This is a genomic window from Psychrobacter sp. I-STPA10, assembly GCF_021012795.1.
Lineage (GTDB): Bacteria > Pseudomonadota > Gammaproteobacteria > Pseudomonadales > Moraxellaceae > Psychrobacter.
On record NZ_VFYU01000003.1, the window covers coordinates 126,546 to 150,321 of the forward strand.

The 23,776-nt window shown below is 39.1% G+C and carries 20 protein-coding genes and 1 tRNA gene; 11 read left to right on the forward strand and 10 right to left on the reverse strand.

Going from position 1 to position 23,776, the window contains the following annotated elements:
• A complete protein-coding gene (locus FHK89_RS01695) occupies positions 1–1,476 on the forward strand; it encodes an NADH-quinone oxidoreductase subunit N (RefSeq protein ID WP_230655971.1) in 1,476 nt (491 codons plus the stop codon).
• A gap of 441 nt (positions 1,477–1,917) precedes the next feature.
• Complete coding sequence (locus tag FHK89_RS01700; RefSeq protein WP_230655972.1) at positions 1,918–2,790, forward strand: ferredoxin--NADP reductase; 873 nt, start codon at positions 1,918–1,920, stop codon at positions 2,788–2,790.
• 167 nt (positions 2,791–2,957) lie between these two features.
• Here FHK89_RS01700 and FHK89_RS01705 read toward each other — a convergent pair whose 3' ends face one another.
• Positions 2,958–3,698: a hypothetical protein gene (locus FHK89_RS01705; RefSeq protein WP_230655973.1), complete on the reverse strand. Its 741-nt coding sequence runs from the start codon at positions 3,696–3,698 to the stop codon at positions 2,958–2,960.
• Positions 3,699–4,132: 434 nt separating this feature from the next.
• Here FHK89_RS01705 and FHK89_RS01710 point away from each other — a divergent pair, with 434 nt between their 5' ends.
• Positions 4,133–5,020, forward strand: coding sequence for an energy transducer TonB (locus FHK89_RS01710; RefSeq protein ID WP_230655975.1), 888 nt, complete (start codon positions 4,133–4,135; stop codon positions 5,018–5,020).
• A gap of 111 nt (positions 5,021–5,131) precedes the next feature.
• Here the strand turns inward: FHK89_RS01710 and FHK89_RS01715 are convergent, their stop codons facing one another.
• The 6 genes from FHK89_RS01715 to FHK89_RS01740 all read right to left on the reverse strand — a co-directional run bounded on the left by FHK89_RS01715 (position 5,132) and on the right by FHK89_RS01740 (position 12,008).
• Complete coding sequence (locus tag FHK89_RS01715; protein WP_230655977.1) at positions 5,132–5,929, reverse strand: MipA/OmpV family protein; 798 nt, start codon at positions 5,927–5,929, stop codon at positions 5,132–5,134.
• 20 nt (positions 5,930–5,949) lie between these two features.
• Complete coding sequence (locus FHK89_RS01720; RefSeq protein ID WP_230655978.1) at positions 5,950–6,699, reverse strand: rhomboid family intramembrane serine protease; 750 nt, start codon at positions 6,697–6,699, stop codon at positions 5,950–5,952.
• A 102-nt stretch (positions 6,700–6,801) separates the two neighbouring features.
• Positions 6,802–7,959 (reverse strand): hypothetical protein, encoded by a 1,158-nt coding sequence (locus FHK89_RS01725; RefSeq protein WP_230655980.1) that lies wholly within the window; start codon positions 7,957–7,959, stop codon positions 6,802–6,804.
• A 136-nt stretch (positions 7,960–8,095) separates the two neighbouring features.
• Positions 8,096–9,307, reverse strand: coding sequence for an alpha-hydroxy acid oxidase (locus FHK89_RS01730; protein WP_230655982.1), 1,212 nt, complete (start codon positions 9,305–9,307; stop codon positions 8,096–8,098).
• A gap of 193 nt (positions 9,308–9,500) precedes the next feature.
• Positions 9,501–11,273 (reverse strand): L-lactate permease, encoded by a 1,773-nt coding sequence (locus tag FHK89_RS01735; RefSeq protein WP_230655985.1) that lies wholly within the window; start codon positions 11,271–11,273, stop codon positions 9,501–9,503.
• Between the two features lie 351 nt (positions 11,274–11,624).
• Positions 11,625–12,008: a glutaredoxin family protein gene (locus FHK89_RS01740; protein ID WP_230655987.1), complete on the reverse strand. Its 384-nt coding sequence runs from the start codon at positions 12,006–12,008 to the stop codon at positions 11,625–11,627.
• Between the two features lie 225 nt (positions 12,009–12,233).
• Here FHK89_RS01740 and mtgA point away from each other — a divergent pair, with 225 nt between their 5' ends.
• From mtgA to FHK89_RS01765, 5 genes are all read left to right on the forward strand, one after another.
• Positions 12,234–12,911 carry a monofunctional biosynthetic peptidoglycan transglycosylase gene (gene mtgA / locus FHK89_RS01745; protein WP_230655989.1) on the forward strand — a complete coding sequence of 226 codons (678 nt, stop codon included), beginning with the start codon at positions 12,234–12,236 and terminating at the stop codon, positions 12,909–12,911.
• Positions 12,912–13,115: 204 nt separating this feature from the next.
• Complete coding sequence (ppk1, locus tag FHK89_RS01750; RefSeq protein ID WP_230655991.1) at positions 13,116–15,308, forward strand: polyphosphate kinase 1; 2,193 nt, start codon at positions 13,116–13,118, stop codon at positions 15,306–15,308.
• 183 nt (positions 15,309–15,491) lie between these two features.
• Positions 15,492–15,692: a hypothetical protein gene (locus tag FHK89_RS01755; protein WP_230655993.1), complete on the forward strand. Its 201-nt coding sequence runs from the start codon at positions 15,492–15,494 to the stop codon at positions 15,690–15,692.
• 96 nt (positions 15,693–15,788) lie between these two features.
• A complete protein-coding gene (locus FHK89_RS01760) occupies positions 15,789–16,100 on the forward strand; it encodes a hypothetical protein (RefSeq protein WP_230655995.1) in 312 nt (103 codons plus the stop codon).
• A 134-nt stretch (positions 16,101–16,234) separates the two neighbouring features.
• Positions 16,235–16,573: a hypothetical protein gene (locus FHK89_RS01765; RefSeq protein ID WP_230655997.1), complete on the forward strand. Its 339-nt coding sequence runs from the start codon at positions 16,235–16,237 to the stop codon at positions 16,571–16,573.
• A gap of 90 nt (positions 16,574–16,663) precedes the next feature.
• On the opposite strand, the gene FHK89_RS01770 is transcribed toward FHK89_RS01765, so the two are convergent.
• Positions 16,664–16,750: transfer RNA gene (locus FHK89_RS01770), tRNA-Leu, on the reverse strand.
• Positions 16,751–16,866: 116 nt separating this feature from the next.
• Positions 16,867–17,640 carry a ferredoxin--NADP reductase gene (locus tag FHK89_RS01775; RefSeq protein ID WP_230655999.1) on the reverse strand — a complete coding sequence of 258 codons (774 nt, stop codon included), beginning with the start codon at positions 17,638–17,640 and terminating at the stop codon, positions 16,867–16,869.
• Positions 17,641–18,278: 638 nt separating this feature from the next.
• Between FHK89_RS01775 and leuA the strand changes: the two genes are divergently transcribed.
• Positions 18,279–20,123, forward strand: a complete 1,845-nt coding sequence (gene leuA / locus FHK89_RS01780; RefSeq protein ID WP_230656001.1) for a 2-isopropylmalate synthase — start codon at positions 18,279–18,281, stop codon at positions 20,121–20,123.
• 120 nt (positions 20,124–20,243) lie between these two features.
• Here leuA and FHK89_RS01785 read toward each other — a convergent pair whose 3' ends face one another.
• Positions 20,244–21,020 carry an AraC family transcriptional regulator gene (locus FHK89_RS01785; RefSeq protein ID WP_230656003.1) on the reverse strand — a complete coding sequence of 259 codons (777 nt, stop codon included), beginning with the start codon at positions 21,018–21,020 and terminating at the stop codon, positions 20,244–20,246.
• Positions 21,021–21,184: 164 nt separating this feature from the next.
• Between FHK89_RS01785 and tsaA the strand changes: the two genes are divergently transcribed.
• Positions 21,185–21,946 (forward strand): tRNA (N6-threonylcarbamoyladenosine(37)-N6)-methyltransferase TrmO, encoded by a 762-nt coding sequence (tsaA, locus tag FHK89_RS01790; protein WP_230656047.1) that lies wholly within the window; start codon positions 21,185–21,187, stop codon positions 21,944–21,946.
• Positions 21,947–21,979: 33 nt separating this feature from the next.
• On the forward strand, positions 21,980–23,755 hold the full coding sequence (locus FHK89_RS01795; RefSeq protein WP_230656005.1) for a GspE/PulE family protein: 1,776 nt from the start codon (positions 21,980–21,982) through the stop codon (positions 23,753–23,755).
• Positions 23,756–23,776 lie beyond the last annotated feature (21 nt).

A 23,776-nucleotide genomic window follows, 5' to 3' on the forward strand; every position in this document is an offset into this window, starting at 1 on the left:
ATGAATGAATTAGCGATGATTAACGTCGATAGTCTGATGCCATTTGCACCTATTATTATTGTGGTATTGACGGTATTGGTGCTGATGATAGCAATAGCTATTAAACGCATACATTTCTTGGCGGGCACAATCAGTGTGCTGGGATTAAATATTGCATTGGCAGTATTAATGGGACAAATTCTTGGTTGGATTGCTTTGCCATCTAACGTAGTCGTTGATCCAATGTTTATTGTTGATCCTTTTGCTCAGTTTAATATGGTGGTGATTTTAGTGTCATCACTGGCGTGCTTTACCTTAACCTATGCCTATATGCGTAGCTTTCAAGACCAAAAAGAAGAGCTATATTTATTAATGTTATTATCTACCATTGGCGCAATGTTGATGGTATGTGCACATAATTTGGCCTCATTTTTTGTCAGTCTTGAGTTGTTATCTGTACCTTTATATGGCATGTTGGCATATACTTTTATGCGCCAGCATTCGTTAGAGTCTGGTTTGAAGTATTTGGTGTTATCTGCAACAGCATCAGCAACTTTGCTGATGGGTATGGCATTTATTTATGCTGCTACAGGCACATTAGACTTTACTCAGATTAGCAAGGTGTTACCTGAGTTATTAACTGCGCCATTAATGATATTGGGTGCAGCGATGATGTTTTTTGCCATTGCCTTTAAATTATCAGCTGCCCCTTTTCACACATGGACGCCAGATGTTTATGAGGGCGCACCTGCTCCTGTTGCCACTTATCTGGCATCGGTTAGTAAAGTTGCTATGATGGGATTGGCACTGCGCTTTTTGCTAGATTCAGCTGTATTGGCATTAGAAAGTGTGCAATTGCTGATTATGATCATAGCAACACTATCGATTTTAGCAGGTAACTTATTAGCCATTCGTCAAACCAATTTAAAACGTTTACTGGGTTACTCATCGATTGCACACATGGGCTATGTGCTGATTGCCATTGTTAGTGTGGGTGGTGGTGCAGTGGTGATCAGTAATATGTATATGGCAATGTATGCCTTAACTTCTATTGGTGCTTTTGGTGTCATTACTTTAATGTCTAGCCCTTATCAGGATAAAGGTGAGGCAGATGAGCTAAGATATTATCAAGGGTTGTTTTGGCGTCGTCCTGTGATGACAGGTATGATGACCATCATGCTGTTGTCATTGGCAGGTGTGCCATTAACGGCTGGATTTATTACTAAGTTTTTTGCCATTCTTTCAGCAGTTCAAGATCAGCAGTGGTTTTTAGCCATTATGATTGTTGTGGGTAGTGCCATTGGTTTGTATTACTATTTGCGGGTTATGCTGACTTTATTTAAGCGTCCAAAAGAGCATATCCACTTTGATGCGATGAGTCATTGGGGTGCGCAAGCAGGGGGTATGATGGTGATGATTGTTACGTTAGTGGTCATCTACTTTGGTGTACTACCAAGTGATCTTATCCTGTGGGCTGAACAGGCAAGGCTTTGGTAAAAGTTAGTCAAACCAAAACATGACTAAATCATAAATAGTCAGTTGGCTATTATGTAAAAGAGACACTCAGTTTATGTTAAACTGAGTGTCTCTTTTTTATGGTTAATTTTTTATCTATTAACCCCACTCTTAACTTTATTTTATAAAATCATATATGACCCCTCCCAAACCTTCCCCTTGAAGTAAGGGGAGGACTTAAAAACCAGTTTCTCCTCCTTTTGAAGGGGGAGGTTAGGAGGGGGTTTTATAAGTTGAGAGTGGCGTATCTATTATTTTTATAATACCATTTTGATTAATTAACATATCAAGAAAAATGAGAGCAAGTACTACAAATAGTAGACTAAGCAAGTTTGATTAAGATAAGCTATCTTAGCTAATTGGTATTAGTGTTATCTTTTTTCTCCTGATCATTTATTGTTTAATAATAAGCCGAGTCACATTATGAGTAATAGTATCGCTTCTGTCACTGTATTGTCCAAGACCACATGGACGCCCAAGCTATTTAGTTTTACTGTTACTCGCCCGCAAAGTTTTAAGTTTACCGCAGGGCAGTTTGTGCGTTTGGGGGTTAATCCCTCTCATTTGGCTTACTATAAGCGAATGAAATTAAGTACGAAACTTAATAATTGGCATGACATAGATAGGCAGCAAGTATTAGCAAACAGTATATGGTTGCCTGCCAATAGTGATATTTTTCGAGCTTATTCAATCGTCTCCTCACCTTATGATGAAGTGATAGAGTTTTTCTCGATAGTTATTGCTGATGGTGCATTTACCTCACAATTACAGCACTTGCAAGTGGGCGATGAGTTGCTGCTCAATACCACTGCTTTTGGTTTTTTGACGTTGGCTCGCTATCAAGCACCACTACCCAAAGATTTATGGCTGTTAGCAACAGGAACAGGCATCGCGCCTTTTTTATCCATGTTACAAGACATAAAAACTTGGCAAGATTATGAGCACATCATACTGGCATATAGTGTGCGTACTGAGTCTGAACTTGCTTATGTTGAAAAAATAAAGCAAATTACCGCAGATTTTACTGAGCTTGTAGAGTCACCCGCCAAATTCACCTTTGTACCTATTGTCACCCGTGAAGCAGTTGATGGTGCGTTATCTAAGCGTTTACCAAAACTATTGCTAAGCGGTGTGCTAGAAGATAAAGTAGGCTTATCATTAGATGTTAATAGCTCTCATGTGATGTTGTGTGGTAATCCACAAATGGTAGAGGATACCAAAGAAACCCTAAAGCAGATGGGACTAACGATGAATCGTCGTGGTGAGGGTAATATTGCCGTAGAAAATTACTGGTAATGGGTAAGATGCTTATGCTTATCACCTTTGATATGATGCTATCAGTATTATCCTAATCTAAACTTAATTGATTAAATTGATATATACTCTCTTCACAATCTTCTCTTAAGTCATGGAAGCAGTTATATTATATAAAGCGATACGAGCATTGACACTGGCTAAACTGATTAGGCTTGACTTGGATCAGTTGCATCGCTAATGGGATTGATAGGGCCGTCCATCAGTTCAGGTTCATCTCTTGGTGTCAAAATGTCTTCACCGCTACTGTTTATAAATAGATTTTTGATTTTAACTTGTGATTTGAGTAGCAATTGCTCTTCTTCAACCTCAGCATAATTTACATGGAATTTATGTAAGGTGCTCATGATTTTTTCGTTTTTCTTTAGCCAGCGATGGATATCTAGATAAATGATATTGTCTTTTGGCTTAGCGATATTGATGTAGCTGAGAATAAAACCAAGCGGATCTTTTTTGAGTACACGATGATAAAACCAAATCAGTGCATTAATGGCTTGACGCTTTAAAAAAGATTGACAACGTAGCTGTAATACATCGGTATAGGTCTGCTGTGCAAACACAAAGCGTTGTACATTTTGGTCTATTTGTACTTGCACAAGTCCAAAATTACTGGCAACTTCGGCATAGATACCCACTGCTTCAATGGTACAAAATAAACGAAACCAACCATCATGTAGCTCAACACGTAGCTCTAAGATGGCCTCTACATTATTAGTCACAAATTTTTGTAGGGCTTCGTTGACATGTTTTTGGCTGATAGGCAGTGCGAATTCGTCATCTATCATATCAGATGCTTTGTCATATACACTTTTTATCTTAGAGATGACCTGTTGCCAAGTATCATTGAGATTATCAGAGACTGTATCTATAAAGGGCTGTGTGTCTTGCACCGAGTAGATCCTTGTATTTGTGATGTCATTTCAACAATCAGCACAAAGTTTATAAGAGCATGCAGTCTATATGCTAGAACTTGTTTGTATGCACTTATTATTTTTGTGTATCGTTATTAAATTAACTTTGTTTTATAAATTTGTTTTATAAAAATGATATTAGGTGAAATGATAAAAACCATGTCAATATAGATGATGTATGCTATAAAATAGACAATAGCTATTTATTTAAGGCGTTCTACAACAAAACTAAATCAGAAATTGTAGATTAAATGCCTTAGAATGTATGGTGCTCATCACCCCTATTCAAGCGCGCTAATTGTAGCAAAGTTGCTAGCAGAATGTGTGTGAATATGTGACATCTGAGCACTTCATGGTATCATAAGCTAGATTAATTTTAGTAGCAAAATTATTGCGTGGCAAAGAGATATTTGATGGTGCATATTAAAGATTCACACAGTTATCATTTTTCTGCTCAAAAGCCAGAGCGGGATTATGCTTTGCCGTTTGCAGCCATTGTTGCAATCGCTGTACATGTTGTGATTATTTGGGGCATTACTTTTTCTGCAGGTGTCAATCCAGCAGACAAAGTACAAGAGGTGGCAACTGTACTAACGCAAAATTTACAAGAAAATGAAGAAGCTAATTTTATTGCCAATGCATCGCAAGAAGGCAGTGGGCAAGTACGACAACAATTACGCTTAGAAACCACTCAAATCAGCCCCATGAGTGATACTGATATGAATGATACCCAAGATATTATTAATCAGCAGCAGCAGCAAAGGCAGCAGCGTTATCAGGACAGTTATTTGCGTACCACTCTAAGCTATCGACAAGTACAAGCTGAAAATGACAACAAAGATGATAATGAGCAAAATGATATACAGGAGCAAGAAGAACGCCTTAGACAACAGATTGCTACATTAGAAGCACAGTTGTCTCAGCAGCAGCAAGTCTTTGCTAAAAAGACCAAGGTTGAAACAGTAGATAGTAACTCTACTACGCATGGCAAGGCAGCGCAGTATCTAGAACAGTTTCGTCAGCATGTGGAGAATGTGGCAACCAAAAATTATCCTGCCCAAGCACAGATGCAAAAGATTTATGGTGATGTACGTCTAATGGTGATTATCAATAACGATGGTACGGTTAAGGCGATACGTTTGCTAGAATCTTCTGGCTCAACCATTCTTGATGAAGCTGCTAAAGAGTCAGTACGACAATCTGCACCATTTGGTAAGTTCACTGAGGATATGAATGATATTATTGAACTACGAGTGATTAGAACGTGGCAATATGCAGGTAGTATTCAGGTCACTTATTAATTTTTTAATGTTGTTTTTTTAATTTTATTATGGCTGTTTTGCTACCCACTTAACATAAAAAAAGACTCAGTCTAGTTTAGGCTGAGTCTTTTTATTTGAGCGATTGGGTTATTAAAATTTATATAACAATCCCACAGTGGTTTTGGCTTCTGTATGCGAGTCTACCATAGGGCTGTTATACTGTTCATCAGCTAGATAGGTTAAGCTTTGATAAGCAAATCCTGTAAAGTGATCATTGATATCATAATGGGCACTAACGGCGAGATAAGGGCTGATACTTTGGTCAGGTTCATAGGTATTGACACCAGAATTCTTTGACTCTTTTTGACTCACTCCATAATAATAATCATTATATTTGCGGTCATGCCACTCAACTCCAATGGTTGGGTATAGAGTGAGGCGATCATTGCTGTATTTTGCAACATAATTTAGGCGGGCGATATTTCCTTTGCTATCGCCAACAATATCATGGGCTGCTTGTACTCGAAATCCGCCAATTGGGGTGATGCGCAGGTATTCTGCCCCTGCAATAATGGTACGTTTACGCTCATCAAGTTTATTTAAATTACCTTTGGCATCTTCAGGATCAAAGGCAGTACCATTGGTCTGCACAAAGGCAGATAATTGGTTTGTGCCATCATTGATGGCATAAGCACCAAACTGATTACCCCGAGCGTATAGGCGGTTATTATCAAAAAAAGCACTGGGCAATATTTCAACTGTGCTGCCATCAGTGTCATAGGCAGACTGTGTCACTACGGCATTAATACCAATGCTAAGCTTGGCATCGGGATCTTTGGTAAGTTGATTGGATAGTAGCGGTGCCGCATAGAGATTGGTGGTGCTCATCAGCAAGCTGGCAAGTATAATAGCAGAGTACATTGTTGTGTTTTTAAGTGAGTAGCACATGAGTATCACCTTAGAGTTATTTAATTTAAGTGTAATGCTATTTGTTGATGAATGTCTAGCCATATCCAGCCAAAAAAGATAATTAAAATCATGGCAGTAATCCACACTGGGATAGAGGCTGATTTTTTGATTTGGATATTTTTTTGCTGCTTGCTATGGGGTAGGGCGATGGCAAGCCCGAGTAGTGCTCCTGCTAATGCACCACCAATGTGTCCTGCATTATCAATACCAGGTACAGCAAATCCATATATTAAATTGATTCCCATAATCATAGCAAGGCTTTTTAAGTTCAATCTCATACCAGCAACAGACATTTTACATATCGTTGCTATGAGCAATGCCGCACCAATACCCATGATGCCACCAGAAGCACCAGCAGATATTGCAGGTAGAGTGGTACTGCCATCTAGTAGAGACTGCCAACCTAAATAGTTATTGAGTATGTTGCCACCCACTGCTGATAATAAGAAAATAATAAGAAACTTAATATGACCAAACATTGGCTCAGCAACTTGTCCAAAAAAATACAGGGCAAAGGCATTAAATAATAAATGCATCAAACCAATATGCAAAAAGGCACTACTTAACAAGCGCCACGGCTCATAGCCCATACTAAGAGGTAGAACATTTGCGCCCCACTTAATCAGATCTTGGGCAGAAGGATTATCAATACTCACGCCAGTAAGAACTTGAAATATAAATAGAGTGATAAAACTAATCAGTAATAGGAGTGTGACAGGTGCAATTTTAAATAAATCTTGAAATTTCATTGAGTGATTGCCTAGATATAGATATTGGAGAGGGCTAATATGATATTTTATTTTTATGGTGATGTCATTTCTACCTGCTATTCTGTCATATTTTATAAGCTCTTAGCCCTTTGAGCGCATTTTTTTTACAATACCTTGCCGATAATATAAAGAGTTTGTGGCTTCTATAATATCGGTAATATATTGCTCTGCGCCAATTTGGGATAAATATTTAGATAACTGTTTTTCAGGGTTATTAATCCACATATGATAATTAAATAAAAATGAATCATAGACAAAGGGTAAATGACCTTGATTATAACTGTTAAATTGTGACATTTCACAAGCCAATATCGCCAGTTTTTTATGATTAACTCGTTGCCGTTTTACTCTCTTGTTATTTGTTTGGTGGTCATTTTTTATTTGATGATTATCTATATTATTGTTAGAAAAATCATCTTCGAACGAATAATTATCAAAAAAGTTGCCATAATGACAGTAGGGCAGATATTCATCATCTAAACCAATATCATAACCAAGCTTTAACCATGCCTGATGTTGGTTAAATGATAAGATATTATCAGTATTATTGTGATTTTGCTGAGTGTCATTTTGATTATCATCAGTAATAAGTCCATTTTCTAAAAAATTTACTATTGATAAATAATATCGGCACATAGCCATAGCTGTGGCTGATAGCTTGTTATTAGATGAATCATTGATGGATAAAAAACATTCAAAGACTTCTTTTAAACTGACATCACGATAGTATAAAATTCCATTTTTAACAGTTAAATACCAAATATCACCATATAAAAAAGAATTATAAAACAGATAGCGAATATAATAAGTTCTAACAAAGTCATTCTTTTTGATGTTTTTATTGTTTTTTGCTAATTGGAATAATGCTCTGGCAATATTATTAAAAAAAGTCTTTTTCTCCTCACAATGCCCTACCATATAAAACATAGATTCCATAGAATCAAAAATATTAAATAAATTCTCATCACAGTCATCATATAATTGATAAATATGAGGCGGTAAGTCATCTCGATAAAACTCAAGATGATACTGCCTTCTTTCTAAGTCCTCATCTTCACCACAGTAGACAAGATGACTGTGTATACTTATTCTACCCTGCTCTTCTTTATAGCAGTTTCTAATAAACTCCCACCCACTGGTCAGTGGGTCTGAAGCTAATTCTTGGTTAATTGGTTCTAAATTGGCACGAGGATGCAAATAAAGGTAAAGGTAGTGCTTGACTAATTTGGAAAACAGCATAGTTATCCTGATTATTTTATGTTTTCTTGTTTGACTCTCTTGATTCTAAGAGGCATAAAAAACCACCTTTTAAATTATCATAAAAGGTGGCAGTGTGATATATATGATTGTGTTCTTGAAAGCCCAATTAATTCAATTAACCCCAATGCATCGGTGCAATATGAGGATTAGAGCCTTTTAAATTCTCAAACGTGCCTTTAACTAAGATATCATCATTAACTGTATGAATGTCTGTATGACCACAAAATGCCATGGTGATGTCACATTCTTTGTAGATAATCTCTAGGGCACGGCGCACACCGTCTTCACCATAAGCACCCAGACCATACAAAAAGGCGCGCCCAATCATCGTACCTTTTGCACCCAGTGCAATGGCTTTTAGTACGTCTTGTCCTGAACGGATACCACTGTCTAGCCATATCTCAATATTGCTATTTTCGGCTTTGATGGCTTGGACAATGTCAGGTAGTGCAGCAATAGAGGAAGGCGCACCATCAAGCTGGCGACCACCATGATTGGATACAATCAGTGCATCTGCGCCACTTTTGGCAGCCAAAATGGCGTCTTCAGGTTCCATGATGCCTTTGATAATCAGCTTACCACCCCATAAATCCTTGATGCGAGCCACATCATCCCAGCTAAGACTGGGGTCAAACTGCTCGGTTGTCCATGAAGATAGTGAGGATAAGTCTCCAACACCTTTGGCGTGACCAACGATATTACCAAAGGTATGGTTTTTAGTACCCAGCATGTTTAAGCACCATTCTGGCTTGGTCATCAGGTTAAGGATATTTTTTAGGGTGGGTTGTGGTGGCGCAGACAGCCCGTTTTTGATGTCTTTATGACGTTGCCCTAATACTTGCAAATCAGCAGTCAATACCAATGCGGAGCAGTTGGCTGCTTTGGCACGGTTGATTAGATTGTGCATAAAATCTTTGTCACGCATCACATAAAGCTGAAACCAAAATGGCTTGCTTGTCCCTGCTGCTACATCTTCAATCGAGCAGATACTCATGGTCGATAATGAAAAGGGAATGCCAAACTTTTCAGCAGCACGAGCCGCATGGACTTCGCCATCTGCCCACATCATACCTGTAAAGCCTGTTGGAGCAATGGCAACAGGCATATGCACATCTTCACCAATCATCTTGGTGGCAAGGCTACGCCCTTCCATATCGACCAATACCCGTTGGCGTAGCTTGATACGGTCAAAGTCGGTTTCATTATTGCGATAAGTGGTTTGTGTCCATGAGCCAGAGTCCACATAATCATAAAACATACGCGGTACTTTGTGTTCAGCAATACGGCGTAAGTCCTCAATTTCAGTAATTTTTGATAAATCTTTCATAATACTACCTTACTTAACTTATATAATTTAACTTTATAACTTAACTGAGCGTTGCTAAATCATATAGCCTTATTAATGAAATCAAGCCCATAGCAAAAGTTGCTATGGACTTGATAATCGCAAAAAAAATGGGCGTAAAAAACTATATTAACATGAGTATCATTGTTATTGTTGTATCACTTTTTCTGTATTATCAACCTTTGGCTTTATTGCTAGTAGTGGTATTACTAGTAATGGTCATAATAGCAAAAAAGGATAATGGCCAAACCACTGCTAATATCCACCATATTATACCGCCAAAAATAATCGCCATACCAAGAAAACCTGCTTGCACCACATAATAAATCATTGCTAGCAGCGTTTTGCGAATAACGTAACCTTCCTTGTTTATCAAACCCACAACTGCACAAGCGGCGACCACATTATGCACAGATACCATATTACCAGCAGCTCCACCAATGGCTTGTAATGCCACCACCTGTGCTGCCAAATTAGTATTTAAGCCAATTTGCCCTGCCGTTGACCATTGAAAGTAAGAAAACATCATATTACTAATGGTATTAGACCCTGCGATGAATGCACCCATTGCTCCAATCCATGGTGACATTAGTGGCCATGCACCATGAAATGCATTGGCGGCACTCTCTGCCAACAAAATTGGCATCGCTGGTAGGGCATCAAGTGTGCCTGCGGCAGCACCAGAGTTGATAAATACCTGTACCATTGGCACAGAAAATAGCAATGCAGGTGCGGCAGCTATCATGGTTTTGGCAGAATTTGACCAACTACGTTTAACAGAATCCTTATTCATGCTAAAAAGCCAAATACATATTAAAGAAGTGATTACCAAAATCGTGCCGGGTGAATAGGCTAGTTGGATTTTGCTTGAGATATCTGTACCAAATAGATTGGCAAATTTAATGGTGGTCATATCGCCGACCAAAAATGCCTTTAATGGGGCTACTACCCGAGTAATGATAAGTAATACAATCACAATGATATAAGGTGAAAATGCGCGAATAATAGAAAAACGTGGCGCAACGGTATCATCAAATTTTTCTTCTGCCAATGTCCCCAACCATGCGTTATCCCACTGAGCACGAGGCGCAAAATCAAAGGTTTCTTTGGGTACCAAAAATCCACGTTTGGTCGCTGGCAAAACAATCAATAGACCAATAAAGCCACCAACCAATGAGGGAAATTCAGGGCCTAAATATTTGGCGACCAAATAATAAGGAATGGTAAAGGCGAGCCCTGCAAAAATAGCAAACGGCCAAGCTTTTAAGCCTTCTACAAAAGAGCGTTTTTCACCAAAAAAGCGAGTCAAAAATGCGCTTAAAATTAAGGGAATTAAAAAGCCAATTAATGCATGAAATAGTCCCACATTACCTGTGATTTGTAGCAAATACTGCTCAACAGTGCTTGGCTCAATCGCTTGTGCCAAATCAGCTTTATTACTAATACCTGTATTGACGCCAAGTAATAATGGTGTACCTACTGCGCCAAAGGATACAGGTGTGGATTGGATAATAAGCACCGTCATCACACATGCCATTGCAGGGAAGCCAAGTGCCAATAGCAAAGGTGCACCAACTGCAGAAGGTGTCCCAAATCCTGATGAACCCTCGACCAATGAACAAAATAGCCAAGCCACAATAATGGCTTGTACCCGTCTATCAGGTGATATGTCCATAAAGCCACGGCGAATGGCGATGATAGCACCACTTTCTTTTAATGTATTTAGTAGCAAAATAGCAGCAAATACAATAAACAAAATAGTTAAGGCAATGATAACTCCATTGACCGTTGCTGCTGCTACCTGAGCTCCGCTTACCTGCCAAACAAAGAAAGATAAGGCAGCGGTGACCAGATACGCTGCGCCCATAGAAACTTTTGCTGGTAAGCGCATGACCACCAGCAAGACAAACACCACTAAAATGGGTGCTAACGCCAAAAATGTGTACATAAATTTTCCTTAACTGTACTTAATTTACCTTTATCGTATTGTAATACTTCAAAAGTAATACAAATTTTTCTGAAAGTAACACTATCATACGGTAAAAGTATGCTTAATATAATCCCATTAATAGTAAGGTTTTGGTAATAAAGAGGCGTGATAACCTTTACGTGGTCAGTTATAAAAATATAACTTATTGAAATAATAAGATTTTTTATAAAAAAACCTGACCAAATGGTTATGATTGTTTTTACTTATCATTGTGTTCGATTATTTTGTATAAATGATAAATAGAATCATTTCCCTATTACCTATGTTTTAATCATTGATCCATCAGCCTCGGTTAGTTAGTCACAGCTGCTATTGATTTTTATTTAGGATAAGTTGCTGTAAATCAGCAATAGAAAATGGATAATCCAATCGTTGCTGTGGTGTCAGTAGAACAGGTATTTTATCAGCAAATTGCATCATTAGTCTTTCATTAAATTTAGCAATATCAATCACTTGATAATGAATGCCATAAACACCACAAAATAGCCTCAAAGTCTCTTGAGCTTGTTCACACAAATGACAAGCAGAAGTACCTAGTAGCCACCATGCTGCTAAGTGAAGGTGATTATCATCACTGTTGGTATTGTTTTGAGTGGAAGTTGTTGGGTCATTGGTTATGTCTACTGATTGTGCGAGTGCACGATATATGTCATTGCGTAAATCTTGGCTGGGTTTAGTGGTATCAGTAGACATGGTTTTCTCTCTTATCTTTATATTTTTAATAGCCGTACCTAAATATCTGTACTTAAGACGCATATATGGTGACAGTCTATATCTGTTATTATACGCACTTTATCTGCACAATATCTCATCAGTAACGCCTCTTTTATACAATACAGCCCCATGTCGTTTGACGATTAATGAGATTGGTATGGGGAGCTAATTTTTATTTCAATCATTTGCTTAGGTAGTCTTATCATGGCAATTATTGCTAAATTTATCAAACGAGTACTGATAGTACTTATTTTATTGTTTGTGGCTTTTCATCTTATGATTGCAGGGTTGCTTGCAGTTTGGAAAACACAGCCGATTGATAATTCAATGTTTATGTTACTACATCGCCTCTCAGGGGGAAGTGTGACGCAAACGTGGGTCGAGTATGATCACATTGCCAAATCAGCAAAACAGGCAGCCATTGCCAGTGAAGATGCAAAATTTGTTACTCATGATGGTTTTGATATGCAGGGCATCGAAGTGGCAATGAAGAAAAATGAAAGTACAGGTACAGTATCAGCAGGTGGTTCGACCATCACCCAGCAACTGGCAAAAAATTTATTTTTAACGCCGCATCGCTCCTATGTGCGTAAAGGCGAGGAAGCCATTATTACCGTTATGATAGAGAATATATGGGATAAACAGCGTATTTTAACTGCTTATTTGAATGTAGCTGAGTTTGGTGATGGTATTTATGGCATTGAAGCGGCAGCACAGCATTATTTTGGCAAACCTGCCAGTAAACTCAGTCAAAGTGAATCCGCCTTATTAATTAGTATGTTACCCAATCCTAAATATTATGAGCAACACCAAGATGCCAAGCGGTTGCGTAATAAGCAGCGCATTATTCAAAAGCGTATGCCCTCAGCAGCATTACCGTAGGTATTTATTTTTAAAAGGATTATAAAAATTTTATAACGGTTAATTATCTAATACTTATAATAATAAAGGTAGGTTTATTGTCAGTTGCCGTTATATCGTCATATTTATCAGCTATATTGTTGATAAATATGGTAATTGTTATCCTTGTTAATAAAAACGTTTGTAAAAACGGACTCTTTATGAAAACTGACTTAGGAGGTGTCTATGCCCACAGCCCAAAATAAACAACAACCTCAGCCTAGTGCAACCAAAAATAGTGCGACCAAACCACAGCAGTCTGCCACGTCTAATTTGACGACAATAGATTGGCACAGAGCAGAAGATGGTAGCTATTCTCCCAACTGCTATATCAATCGTGAGTTATCATGGTTGCAATTTCATTTGCGTGTATTGGCTCAAGCAACCAATCCTTGTCACCCTTTATTAGAACGATTGTTTTTTTTAATCATATTCTCATCAAATATGGACGAGTTTTTTGAAATACGTGTGGCAGGTGTTATGCAGCAGATGAATCGTGGCAATCTTGCTAATACACCTGATGGTCTTAAGCCCAGTGATGTATTGGCAGAAATCTCCAAAATATCGCATGCTGCCATCACTGAGCAGTATCGTATTTTAAATGAAGACATATTGCCTGAGATGGCAAAACAAGACATTCGCTACTTAAAGCGTGATGAATTAAACGCCAAACAAGCCGCATGGATGAAAGAATATTTTATCCATCAGGTATTGCCTGTACTGACTCCGATTAGCATTGATCCAGCGCACCCATTTCCAAGACTGGTCAATAAAAGCCTTAACTTTATGGTTAGCCTAGAAGGCAAAGATGCCTTTGGACGTGATATTAATCTAGCTGTTGTACCCGCACCACGCAGTTTGCCTCGAGTTATTCGCATCCCTGATGAACTAACAGGTGGCAAGGAGCATCATATTATGCTCTCAGCCGTGATCCATGAACATGTCGGTGAGCTATTCCCTGGTGTAAAAGTCACTGGCTGCCATCAATTTCGCTTGACTCGCAATGCCGATTTGAATCTGGCAGATGATGTAGAGGATATTGCCAAAGCACTTGAAGGCGAATTAGAAAATCGCCGTTTTGGTGACAAAGTACGCCTGGAGGTAACCACCAATTGTCCAGAAGAAATCAGTAATTATCTACTTAATGAATTTGAACTGCATAAAGATTTACTCTATCGTGTTAATGGTCCTGTTAACTTAACCCGTTTGTTGTTTGATTTTAATGTGCCTGAGTTACGTTATCAGCCATTTACCCACATGATGCCAAAAAGTTTTCGTCGTGAGTCTTTTGACAAAGGCGATAGTATGTTTACCGCCATGCGCCGTGGTGATGTACTGGTGCATCATCCGTTTGAATCGTTTAATCCGATTGTTAACTTGTTATGGCAAGCGGCTAATGACCCCAAAGTATTGGCAATTAAACAAACTTTATACCGCTCGGGTACCAACTCTGAGATAGTACAAGCACTGGCAGCCGCTGCCCGCAATGGTAAAGAAGTCACTGCTGTAATTGAATTACGTGCCCGTTTTGATGAAGCCAAAAACATCGAAGTGGCTAATCTGCTGCAAGAAGCAGGTGCCGTAGTGGTTTATGGTATCGTTGGTTATAAAACCCACGCCAAACTGATGCTGATTGTGCGCCGTGAAGACAATCAGATTCGTCGCTATGTGCATCTAGGCACAGGCAACTATCATGCAGGTAATGCCAAAGCTTATACTGACTATGGTTTATTTACCGCAGACCCCAATATTTCAGAAGACGTGCATAAAATATTCCAAGAGCTTACGGGCATGGGTAAGCCTGCCAAAGTGAATAAACTGCTGCATTCTCCTTTTACTTTGCATGATAGCTTAATGCAATATATTGATGATGAGATTGCACATGCCAAAGCAGGTAAAAAAGCACACATCATCGTCAAGGTCAATGCGCTGACCGAGCGTAAATTGATCGACAAGCTTTATGATGCCTCACAAGCAGGAGTGAAAGTTGAATTAATTTTACGCTCAATGTGTTGTTTGCGACCACAGGTTAAAGGTTTATCAGAAAATATCACTGTGCGTTCAGTGGTGGGGCGTTTCTTAGAGCATACCCGTGTTTATTATTTTTATAATAATGGTGATGAACGTCTCTACTGTGGTAGTGCTGATTGGATGGATCGTAACCTATTTCACCGTGTCGAAGTCGCATTTCCCATTGAAGATAAAAAGCTGTTTAAACGAGTCTATGAAGATGGGTTGATTAATTACTTGCAAGATAATGTACAAGCATGGACGTTGGCAGGCGATGGTAGCTGGCAAGCATTGTCACCCAAAGCAGGAGAAGAGGCACACATTGCTCAAAACCACTTATTACAAGTTATTAATAAAGTCAGCCACTAATATTTTGCGCTATCTTGTATTGATAAAAAACTAAAAACAACTGAGCAATCAGTTGTTTTTTTTATATATACGCATCACTTTTTACATATATATACACATTGATACGTCATTATTTTGGAGATATGGGTATAAACTAGGTAATATAGAACGTGATCAATGACCCTTTTTTATTAGGAGACAGCAATGAGCGCAGAAAACAATCAAGCAAAACAAACCAAATCTGACATTGAGCAAGCAGTGGATAATATCAAGGTTGACTCGTTGGCAGAAAATTTAAAAGACAGCGCTGATAATACAAACACAGCTGAGGTACAAAAACCAGCAACCTTAAGCGATGATGAGCAAACTGCATTTATTGATGAAGAGTTACGCACTGATCAATAAAGCTGATAAATAAAGTAATCTATGACCAGTTTGTTCCAGTAAGCGAATAAGCGATAGAATAAAGCCAATATTTTAAATAGCTAAAAGGATACTATCATGTCAATTAATAAACAGATTAAAGTAACAGACCAACAAGCCGCAGCGGCAGCCGAAACGCTTAATGTTGACAGTAATATCACCAAAGAAGAGGCAACGAGTGCTTCTATTGATAAAAGTGCTGATCCTAAAGAGCTTAATGAAACCTATGCAGGACGTAAGTATCAGCCAGACATAGATGGTCCACAACAGGACTCACAAGAGACAGACGAAATCTATTCTGACCCACGCAAACAAGAGAATCTGCCACCTGCTGGCAAAAATGTGGGTGAACTAAATGCACATGATTTAAGCCGTAATAATGATGTTTAAATAAAAAAAGGATGGTTAAATAGCAAAATCTAAAACTAAAGACAGTGGTATAAAAAGATCAAAAAAGTGTTATATTGATTTTTCAAATGTCATTTGACTAACAATTAAATATAAATCAAAAATAAGGATTTTTTATGACCAGCAATGATTCAAACTTAATTAAAACACCCTTAAAAGAGTCCTCAGATGAATCACAAAATCCTCAGACTGTAGAATCTACGACAACTGAGGTGAAAAATATTGAAGATGCAGGAGAAGTGGTCAACACCGAACATGTCAATGAAGGTGACTTAGCGGCAAGAAGTCCTGACCGTCGTGACCAAATAGGGCAGCCTTTTGATGGTAGTATTAATGAGCACAGTATGGGTTCAGATAATCCACAAAGTGAAGATTTACATACACTGAACCGTTATGCCAATGTTGATAATGCGCAAACTCGGGTACTATCAGCCAATGATCAAAAATCATCATAAATAAAGTAGGTCTGATTAGTCACTAAAAACAAACATAAATCATAAATAATAAAAAACCCCGAAAGCCATAAGCTACGGGGTTTTCTTATATGGTACCAGTGGTCGGACTCGAACCGACACGCTTTTAAGGGCAACGGATTTTGAATCCGTCGTGTCTACCAATTCCACCACACTGGCATGTAGGGTTAGCTATCACACAAAATAGGAATTAAACTAAATAACTAATAGTGTGTTTGCTGTAGGACGGCTATTATAGCAACATTTTTCACAGCGTCAAGCATTTTATTGCAATTTTAACCGACAAATGCACGCTCAACCAAATAATCGGCAGGCACCCCGATACGTGGTGAAACCGTCAGCCCAAAATCATCTAAAATCTTAGAGACATCGGCATTAAATGGCATGCTACCACAAATCATCACTCGGTCATCGTCTTTGTTAATCGGTGGCATACCAATATCTTCAAACAATTTGCCAGAACTCATCAAATCAGTGATGCGTCCTGTATTACGGAACTCATCACGAGTCACCGTGGGGTAGTAAATAAACTTCTCACGGAACCACTCACCGAATATTTCATCATTAGGTAGCGTCTCTTCAAACATCTGCTTATACGCCAAATCTTCTACATGACGTACCCCATGACACAAAATCACTTTATCAAAACGTTCATACACCTCAGGGTCACGAGACAATGATAAAAATGGCGCAAGTCCAGTACCTGTAGATAACATATATAAATTTTTAGCGGGCAACAAATCATCTAATACCAATGTGCCCGTTGGTTTTTTACTTACCAGTAGCTCTTCACCTACTTTAATATGCTGTAAACGTGAGGTTAAGGGGCCATCTTGCACTTTAATAGAGAAGAATTCTAAATGCTCTTCATAATTGGGGCTAGCAATCGAATATGCACGCATTAATGGCTTACCGTCCACCATAATCCCAATCATCGCAAACTCACCATTACGAAAGCGCAGTCCAGCATCGCGTGTTGTCTTAATGGTAAATAGTGAGTCATTCCAATGGTGTACATGCGTCACCGTCTCAGTGTGAAATTTTGACATATATTGCCTCTATAAAATGGATTCTTATTAATAAAAAATTAAAAAGGGATACAACTCGTACCATGACAAATACAAATAAAACCATTGTCATAAAAAAATGGGCATCAAGTTTAATAATAATTTAACAATAAATTAAATACAATGATGACAACCATTCTCACCTATCAATGCGCCATATCATAGCAAATTTATCACCATCATAGCGTCTTTACACACAAAAATGAGATAAAAATACCATGATAAAATGGAATAAACCTCAGTATAAATACCATAAAGACAATCCCATAACCGCCACATGCAAACTTTTACTTATGAGTCGTCAATCCCGTTACTATCGAAAGTAAATAGCCTAGTTCTTACCCCATTATCTCATTACGCAAAGCTTTTTGGCAGATATGCAAAGGTCTGGTTTATATGATTAAGCTACTATTTATTAGGTGCTATTTAACTTAATTATTAGGACTTACGCAGTTTCATAGATTATTAGCGTCTGGGAATCATTTACTCGCTGGCTGTACGTAGTTCCAGAGGCTTCGTAAATAACTCCTAGCCGCTGTATTAAGATAAATATCGTGCTTTTGCGCAAGTCCTAATCATATAACCATCATACTACCAACACTGCAAAAAGGAGAAAGCGAATGTTGGCAAATCCTGCTACAAAATATAAACGTTTTGACGTTGAGCCATTTTATCAGCGTACATGGTGTAACAAACAGCTAATGGGTGCCCCTCGTTGGTGTTCCTCAGATTTAAGAGATGGCAATCAAGCCTTGATTAATCCAATGGATATGGATAAAAAGATAATGCTATTTAATCATCTGTTAGAGATTGGCTTTAAAGAGATTGAAGTTGCTTTTCCCTCGGCATCTGCAACCGATTTTAATTTTGTACGCCATTTGATTGATAATCAAAAAATTCCAGAAGACGTATGGATACAAGTGATTACCCAATCCCGAGCGTCTTTGATTGCAAAAACCTTTGAGGCATTAAAAGATGCCCCCCGAGCAATCGTGCATTTATACAATGCCACCGCCCCTGTATTTCGTGAGGTGGTGTTCCAGCAGAATAAGGCTGAAACCATTCAACTTGCGTTACAAGGAGCACAGCAAATAAGAAACCAGTGTGAGGCACAGCCAGAAACTTTATGGCAATTTGAATATTCACCTGAAACTTTTTGTTTTACTGAAAGGGATTTTGCCCTTGAAATATGCGAAGCGGTAAAAGACGTTTGGCAACCCAATCCGCAACGTCCAATGATTATCAACCTGCCCGCTACCGTTGAGATGAACACGCCCAATGTTTATGCTGACCAAATAGAATGGTTTATCAAAAACTTCTCTGATTTATCTGATATTACTATCAGTATTCACCCACATAATGACCGTGGCACAGGAGTTGCTTGTGCAGAACTGGCAATGTTGGCAGGGGCAACCCGAGTTGAAGGCTGTTTGTTTGGCAATGGTGAGAGAACAGGTAATGTGGATTTGGTCACCTTAGCACTCAATTTATACACCCAAGGCATTAGCCCAAAGCTGGACTTTTCCAATCTGGCACAAACAGTTAAGACCATGGTTCATTGCAATGAGTTACCCATTCACCCTCGCCACCCTTATGCAGGTGAGTTGGTATTTACCGCCTTTAGTGGTTCACATCAAGATGCGATTAAAAAAGGGTTTAGCAAACGTGATGCCAATCCACAGCAGATTTGGAATGTGCCTTATTTTACCATTGACCCCAAAGACATTGGCTCAGATTATGAAGCGGTGATTCGAGTCAATAGCCAATCAGGAAAAAGTGGGGCAACGTGGCTATTGGCACAACATCATGGGCTACATCTGCCCCCTGCTTTTCAGATAGACTTTAGCCAAAAAGTAAAACAATTTACCCATCATAATGAGCAAGAAGCCAGTATTGCTGATATATGGACATTGTTTCGCCACAGTTATGGCTTATTGACCGCACAAGAGATACAGACTCAGGCAACACCGATAGTTACTATCGGCAAAATGCAGGGGGAGAATATTGGGGAGAATACTAACGAGGAGAAAACTAAAGACAGTTATCAGTTAACAATACAACTGCATTATGACGGGCAAACGCTGGAGATACAGGGCTCGGGTAACGGTTTGTTATCCGCTTTTATTGATGCGATAAATCATACGTTTGCACAAAATTTTAGCATTCAAAATTTTGATGAGCATAGCTTGGGTAATGCCAGTAATAGTCAGGCGGTATGTTATGTGGTGCTTAAAAATAATGCCCCTGAAAATGGCGAAATGTTAAAAAATGAATCAGCGAAAAGTGAGGAACTAAATAATGAGAAAGAAAATGATGAGCTCGTAAAGCAGGAACAAGAGCAGGAACAAGATAGGCTATTTGGAGTGGCGATTGGTGATGACATTGCCAAAACCTCGGTGCAAGCGGTGATAAATGCCTGTCAGCGATTTTTAAGCAAGGCTTTTATAGATATCTTATCCATATAGTCAATCTAATATAATTTCACCACAAGGCAACCGAGTGAAGATAGTACAAGTAGTACATCTAGCGAGGTTAACATTGTGGTGGATTTATAGTAGGCAGACTATACAAGTACAATAGGAATGTTAGTTTTGCTCATCATAAGTTTGGGTAACATATTGTGAAGGTGACATGCCCATACGTTGTTTAAATGCGGTACTAAAAGCGGTCGGGCTATCATAACCAACAGCTAATGCAACATTGGTCACGCTTTCGCCTTGCAACAATAGTGTTAGGCTTTGTTGTAGGCGTGAGCGTCTTAACCATTCGCTAAAACTTAACCCTGTCTGCTGATAAAATTGGCGGGCAACGGTTCTTTCACTACAACAAGTCATTTTGGCAATGTCTGCCATACTCCATTGATAATGAATATTTTTTGTCACTTTTTCGCACACCTCGACATAGTTTTGTGTTTGGGGCATGGGCAATTCAAAATCTTCTAACGCTGATAAGCCTCGAAGCTCATCAAGTATTAGCTCGGTAATCCATTGTTCTCGGCTATGGTTTTGATAATTACTGTCAATAGATAAAGCCTGTATTAACAACGTCTGCAAGAATGGTGAAATGGTGACAACTTGGGTTTGATTGGGCAAGTCTGCTCGTGCTAATGGTTCAACAAAAGCCGATAAAATGCTGGTATTTTTTAATAACGACAAGGAATGTGGTGTACTTTTAGACAGCCAGATGCCTTTATCTTGAGTAATAATAAATCGTTTGCCATTCATCAGTACTTTTAGCAAGCCTTCTTTGACCACCAGCAGTTGATGGCAAGAATGTTGGTGATAAGGCTCACTGCCCCCTTTGTCATAGGTTTTATCAATGACATAAATAGGATTGAGTAAAAAACTGTCTTGAAAATACATATAGATTTATTCCAAATTTCACATAGATTTTCAAAGAGTGTAAATGCTGACTCAGCATTTAAGGTTTGCAGTTAAGGACAGGGTTGGCAGTCTGTAAAATGGAAAATTGGCAGTATCCAGCTTATGCTAAAATATCCCTCTTTTATGCCAATGTTATTTATTCTATGCCAAGCACACCAAGCAATTTAACCATTCCCATCATCGGCTATCACCGCTCGCCCTTATCACAAAAATTTGGTATGCCACGTCAGCCTAATTTGGTTGATTTGGTCAGTCATATCGAGATGTTGCCACCTTATGATACACTCGATGCCTTTGTTGGTATCGAAGATTTTAGCCACTTATGGATAACATGGCATACGCATCATAATAAAGCCCAAGTCAATTTTAAGCCACAAGTACGCCCACCGCGTCTTGGTGGTAATGCTAAATTGGGTGTATTTGCTACTCGTAGTACATATCGCCCTTCGGCATTGGGTTTATCAGTGGTGCGTTTATTAGCAGTTGATAAACAACAGGGCAAGGTAGTATTGCGTATTCAAGGGGCAGATATGATTGATGCGACGCCCATCGTCGATATTAAGCCTTATGTGGCATATAGTGATGCCATTATTGATGCTATCAGTGGTTTTGCCCCCGCCGCACCTACCACAAAAATAGTAAAAATCAGCACAAGGGCACAACATCAGTTTAGCGCATTCTTAACAGAAGAATCTTCTTCTAACCCAGTTAATATAAATTATCTAAGCATCCAAAAAAATGATCTCGATATTATTTGTGCACTGATTGCACAAGATCCAAGACCTGCGTATCGACAACATGAGGTAGATCAGGTATTTATCATGCGTTATAAACAAGTGGATGTGCACTTTCAGATGGATAATGAGGGGGTATTGTGGCTGGTGGATATACAGCAAGTGGTTTAAAATAGCGGATAATTACAAATAGAAGCCATGTTTATGTCCCTTCCAGAATTTTCCATGACCGTTGATTTGCGTTGGTGTCTTGATGAGCTATTAAATGATGGTGTCATTGACCAGCGTGATTACAATCTGGTGATGACCAGTCGTCGTGATAAAGATAAGCATCCATTGCAAGTGATTGCTGATTTTAAGCTCAGCAGCCGTTTGCTAACTAACCAAAAATTAGATTTAGCTTGGCTAAATCGTTGGTTAGCAGATAAAGCAGACATGCCTGTGGTGCGTATTGACCCATTAAAAGTTGATGTACCAAGTATCACCAAAATAATGGCGTTTGAGTATGCTCGTAGTCAATATATTTTGCCGATAGCCATTAGTGATACGGAGGTAGTGATTGGTACAGACCAGCCATTTTATACCGATTGGCATACCAATATTGCCCATATTATCAAACCCAAAACCTTTCGTACGGTATATATTAGTCCAGCACAGATTAACCGCTTTCGCCAAGAGTTTTATCAGGTTACCCATGCCATTGCAGGGGCAAATCTGGCAAACAAACGTGATGCTGCCAATATCCAAAATGTCGAGGCACTGTTACAGCTTGGTGATAGCAGCAACCCTGATGCCAATGATCAACATATTGTTAAAGTGGTGGATTGGCTGTTGCAATATGCCTTTGAGCAACGTGCCAGTGATATTCACTTAGAGCCAAGACGGGAGACAGGCAAAGTACGCTTTCGTATTGATGGTGTATTGCATACCGTTTATGAGATGCCATCAACTATCATGACAGCCGTTACTGCACGTATTAAAATTTTGGGTAGACTCAATGTTGCTGAGAAACGCAAGCCGCAAGATGGACGCTTAAAAACCCGTACCCCCAAAGGACAAGAGACGGAGCTGCGTTTATCAACTCTGCCAACAGCGTTTGGTGAAAAGTTAGTGATGCGGGTATTTGATCCTGAAGTTTTGGTACGCTCATTTGCTCAGCTTGGTTTATCAGGTAAACAACTTGAGACGTGGCAGAATATGACCGCCAATCCCAATGGCATTATTTTGGTGACAGGACCAACAGGTTCAGGTAAGACTACCACTTTATATAGTACCTTAAAACAACTTGCCACTGAGCAAGTTAATGTGTGTACCATTGAAGACCCCATCGAGATGATTGAGCCAACATTTAACCAGATGCAAATTAATGCAGGAGTAGATTTGCATTTTGCTGATGGTATTCGCTCATTGATGCGCCAAGACCCAGATATTATTATGGTGGGAGAAATACGAGATAATGAAACTGCGGACATGGCAGTACAAGCATCGCTGACGGGACATTTGGTGTTGTCTACTCTACATACCAATGATGCACCGAGTGCTTTGACACGGTTGCATGATTTGGGGGTGCAGCCATTTTTGACCTCAGCAACAATACTAGGTGTGGTGGCGCAGCGGTTGGTACGTACCTTATGTCCACATTGTAAAAGTGCACAGGCTGTGGTGGCAGATAGTGAGATGGCATTACAATGGTCAGAGCTGGTGAGTCCGTGGAAAGCGGCCTTACCTGAGCAGTTTTATCATGCGATGGGCTGTGAGCAGTGTCGTAATACTGGCTATCAAGGACGTATTGGATTGTATGAAATCATGCCATTATCTAATGAACTAAAAAAGCTGGTTGCCAGTGATGCCAAGCTTGATGAGCTCAAGCAGCAAGCGTATAAAGAAGGAGTGCAGCCATTACGATTGGCAGGTGCAAAGCGTATCGCTGAAGGTTTAACAACAATGGAAGAGGTATTGCGAGTTGTACCATTGGGTTAAGGGCTAAATGGGTGATGAATA

Bases quoted from the DNA above. Each gene is read 5' to 3' on its own strand.
- FHK89_RS01695 (WP_230655971.1), top strand. From the start codon at position 1: ATGAATGAATTAGCGATGATTAACGTCGATAGTCTGATGCCATTTGCA.
- FHK89_RS01700 (WP_230655972.1), top strand. From the start codon at position 1,918: ATGAGTAATAGTATCGCTTCTGTCACTGTATTGTCCAAGACCACATGG.
- FHK89_RS01710 (WP_230655975.1), top strand. From the start codon at position 4,133: ATGGTGCATATTAAAGATTCACACAGTTATCATTTTTCTGCTCAAAAG.
- FHK89_RS01715 (WP_230655977.1), bottom strand. From the start codon at position 5,929: ATGTGCTACTCACTTAAAAACACAACAATGTACTCTGCTATTATACTT.
- FHK89_RS01720 (WP_230655978.1), bottom strand. From the start codon at position 6,699: ATGAAATTTCAAGATTTATTTAAAATTGCACCTGTCACACTCCTATTA.
- FHK89_RS01725 (WP_230655980.1), bottom strand. From the start codon at position 7,959: ATGCTGTTTTCCAAATTAGTCAAGCACTACCTTTACCTTTATTTGCAT.
- FHK89_RS01730 (WP_230655982.1), bottom strand. From the start codon at position 9,307: ATGAAAGATTTATCAAAAATTACTGAAATTGAGGACTTACGCCGTATT.
- FHK89_RS01735 (WP_230655985.1), bottom strand. From the start codon at position 11,273: ATGTACACATTTTTGGCGTTAGCACCCATTTTAGTGGTGTTTGTCTTG.
- FHK89_RS01740 (WP_230655987.1), bottom strand. From the start codon at position 12,008: ATGTCTACTGATACCACTAAACCCAGCCAAGATTTACGCAATGACATA.
- mtgA (WP_230655989.1), top strand. From the start codon at position 12,234: ATGGCAATTATTGCTAAATTTATCAAACGAGTACTGATAGTACTTATT.
- ppk1 (WP_230655991.1), top strand. From the start codon at position 13,116: ATGCCCACAGCCCAAAATAAACAACAACCTCAGCCTAGTGCAACCAAA.
- FHK89_RS01755 (WP_230655993.1), top strand. From the start codon at position 15,492: ATGAGCGCAGAAAACAATCAAGCAAAACAAACCAAATCTGACATTGAG.
- FHK89_RS01760 (WP_230655995.1), top strand. From the start codon at position 15,789: ATGTCAATTAATAAACAGATTAAAGTAACAGACCAACAAGCCGCAGCG.
- FHK89_RS01765 (WP_230655997.1), top strand. From the start codon at position 16,235: ATGACCAGCAATGATTCAAACTTAATTAAAACACCCTTAAAAGAGTCC.
- FHK89_RS01775 (WP_230655999.1), bottom strand. From the start codon at position 17,640: ATGTCAAAATTTCACACTGAGACGGTGACGCATGTACACCATTGGAAT.
- leuA (WP_230656001.1), top strand. From the start codon at position 18,279: ATGTTGGCAAATCCTGCTACAAAATATAAACGTTTTGACGTTGAGCCA.
- FHK89_RS01785 (WP_230656003.1), bottom strand. From the start codon at position 21,020: ATGTATTTTCAAGACAGTTTTTTACTCAATCCTATTTATGTCATTGAT.
- tsaA (WP_230656047.1), top strand. From the start codon at position 21,185: ATGCCAAGCACACCAAGCAATTTAACCATTCCCATCATCGGCTATCAC.
- FHK89_RS01795 (WP_230656005.1), top strand. From the start codon at position 21,980: ATGTCCCTTCCAGAATTTTCCATGACCGTTGATTTGCGTTGGTGTCTT.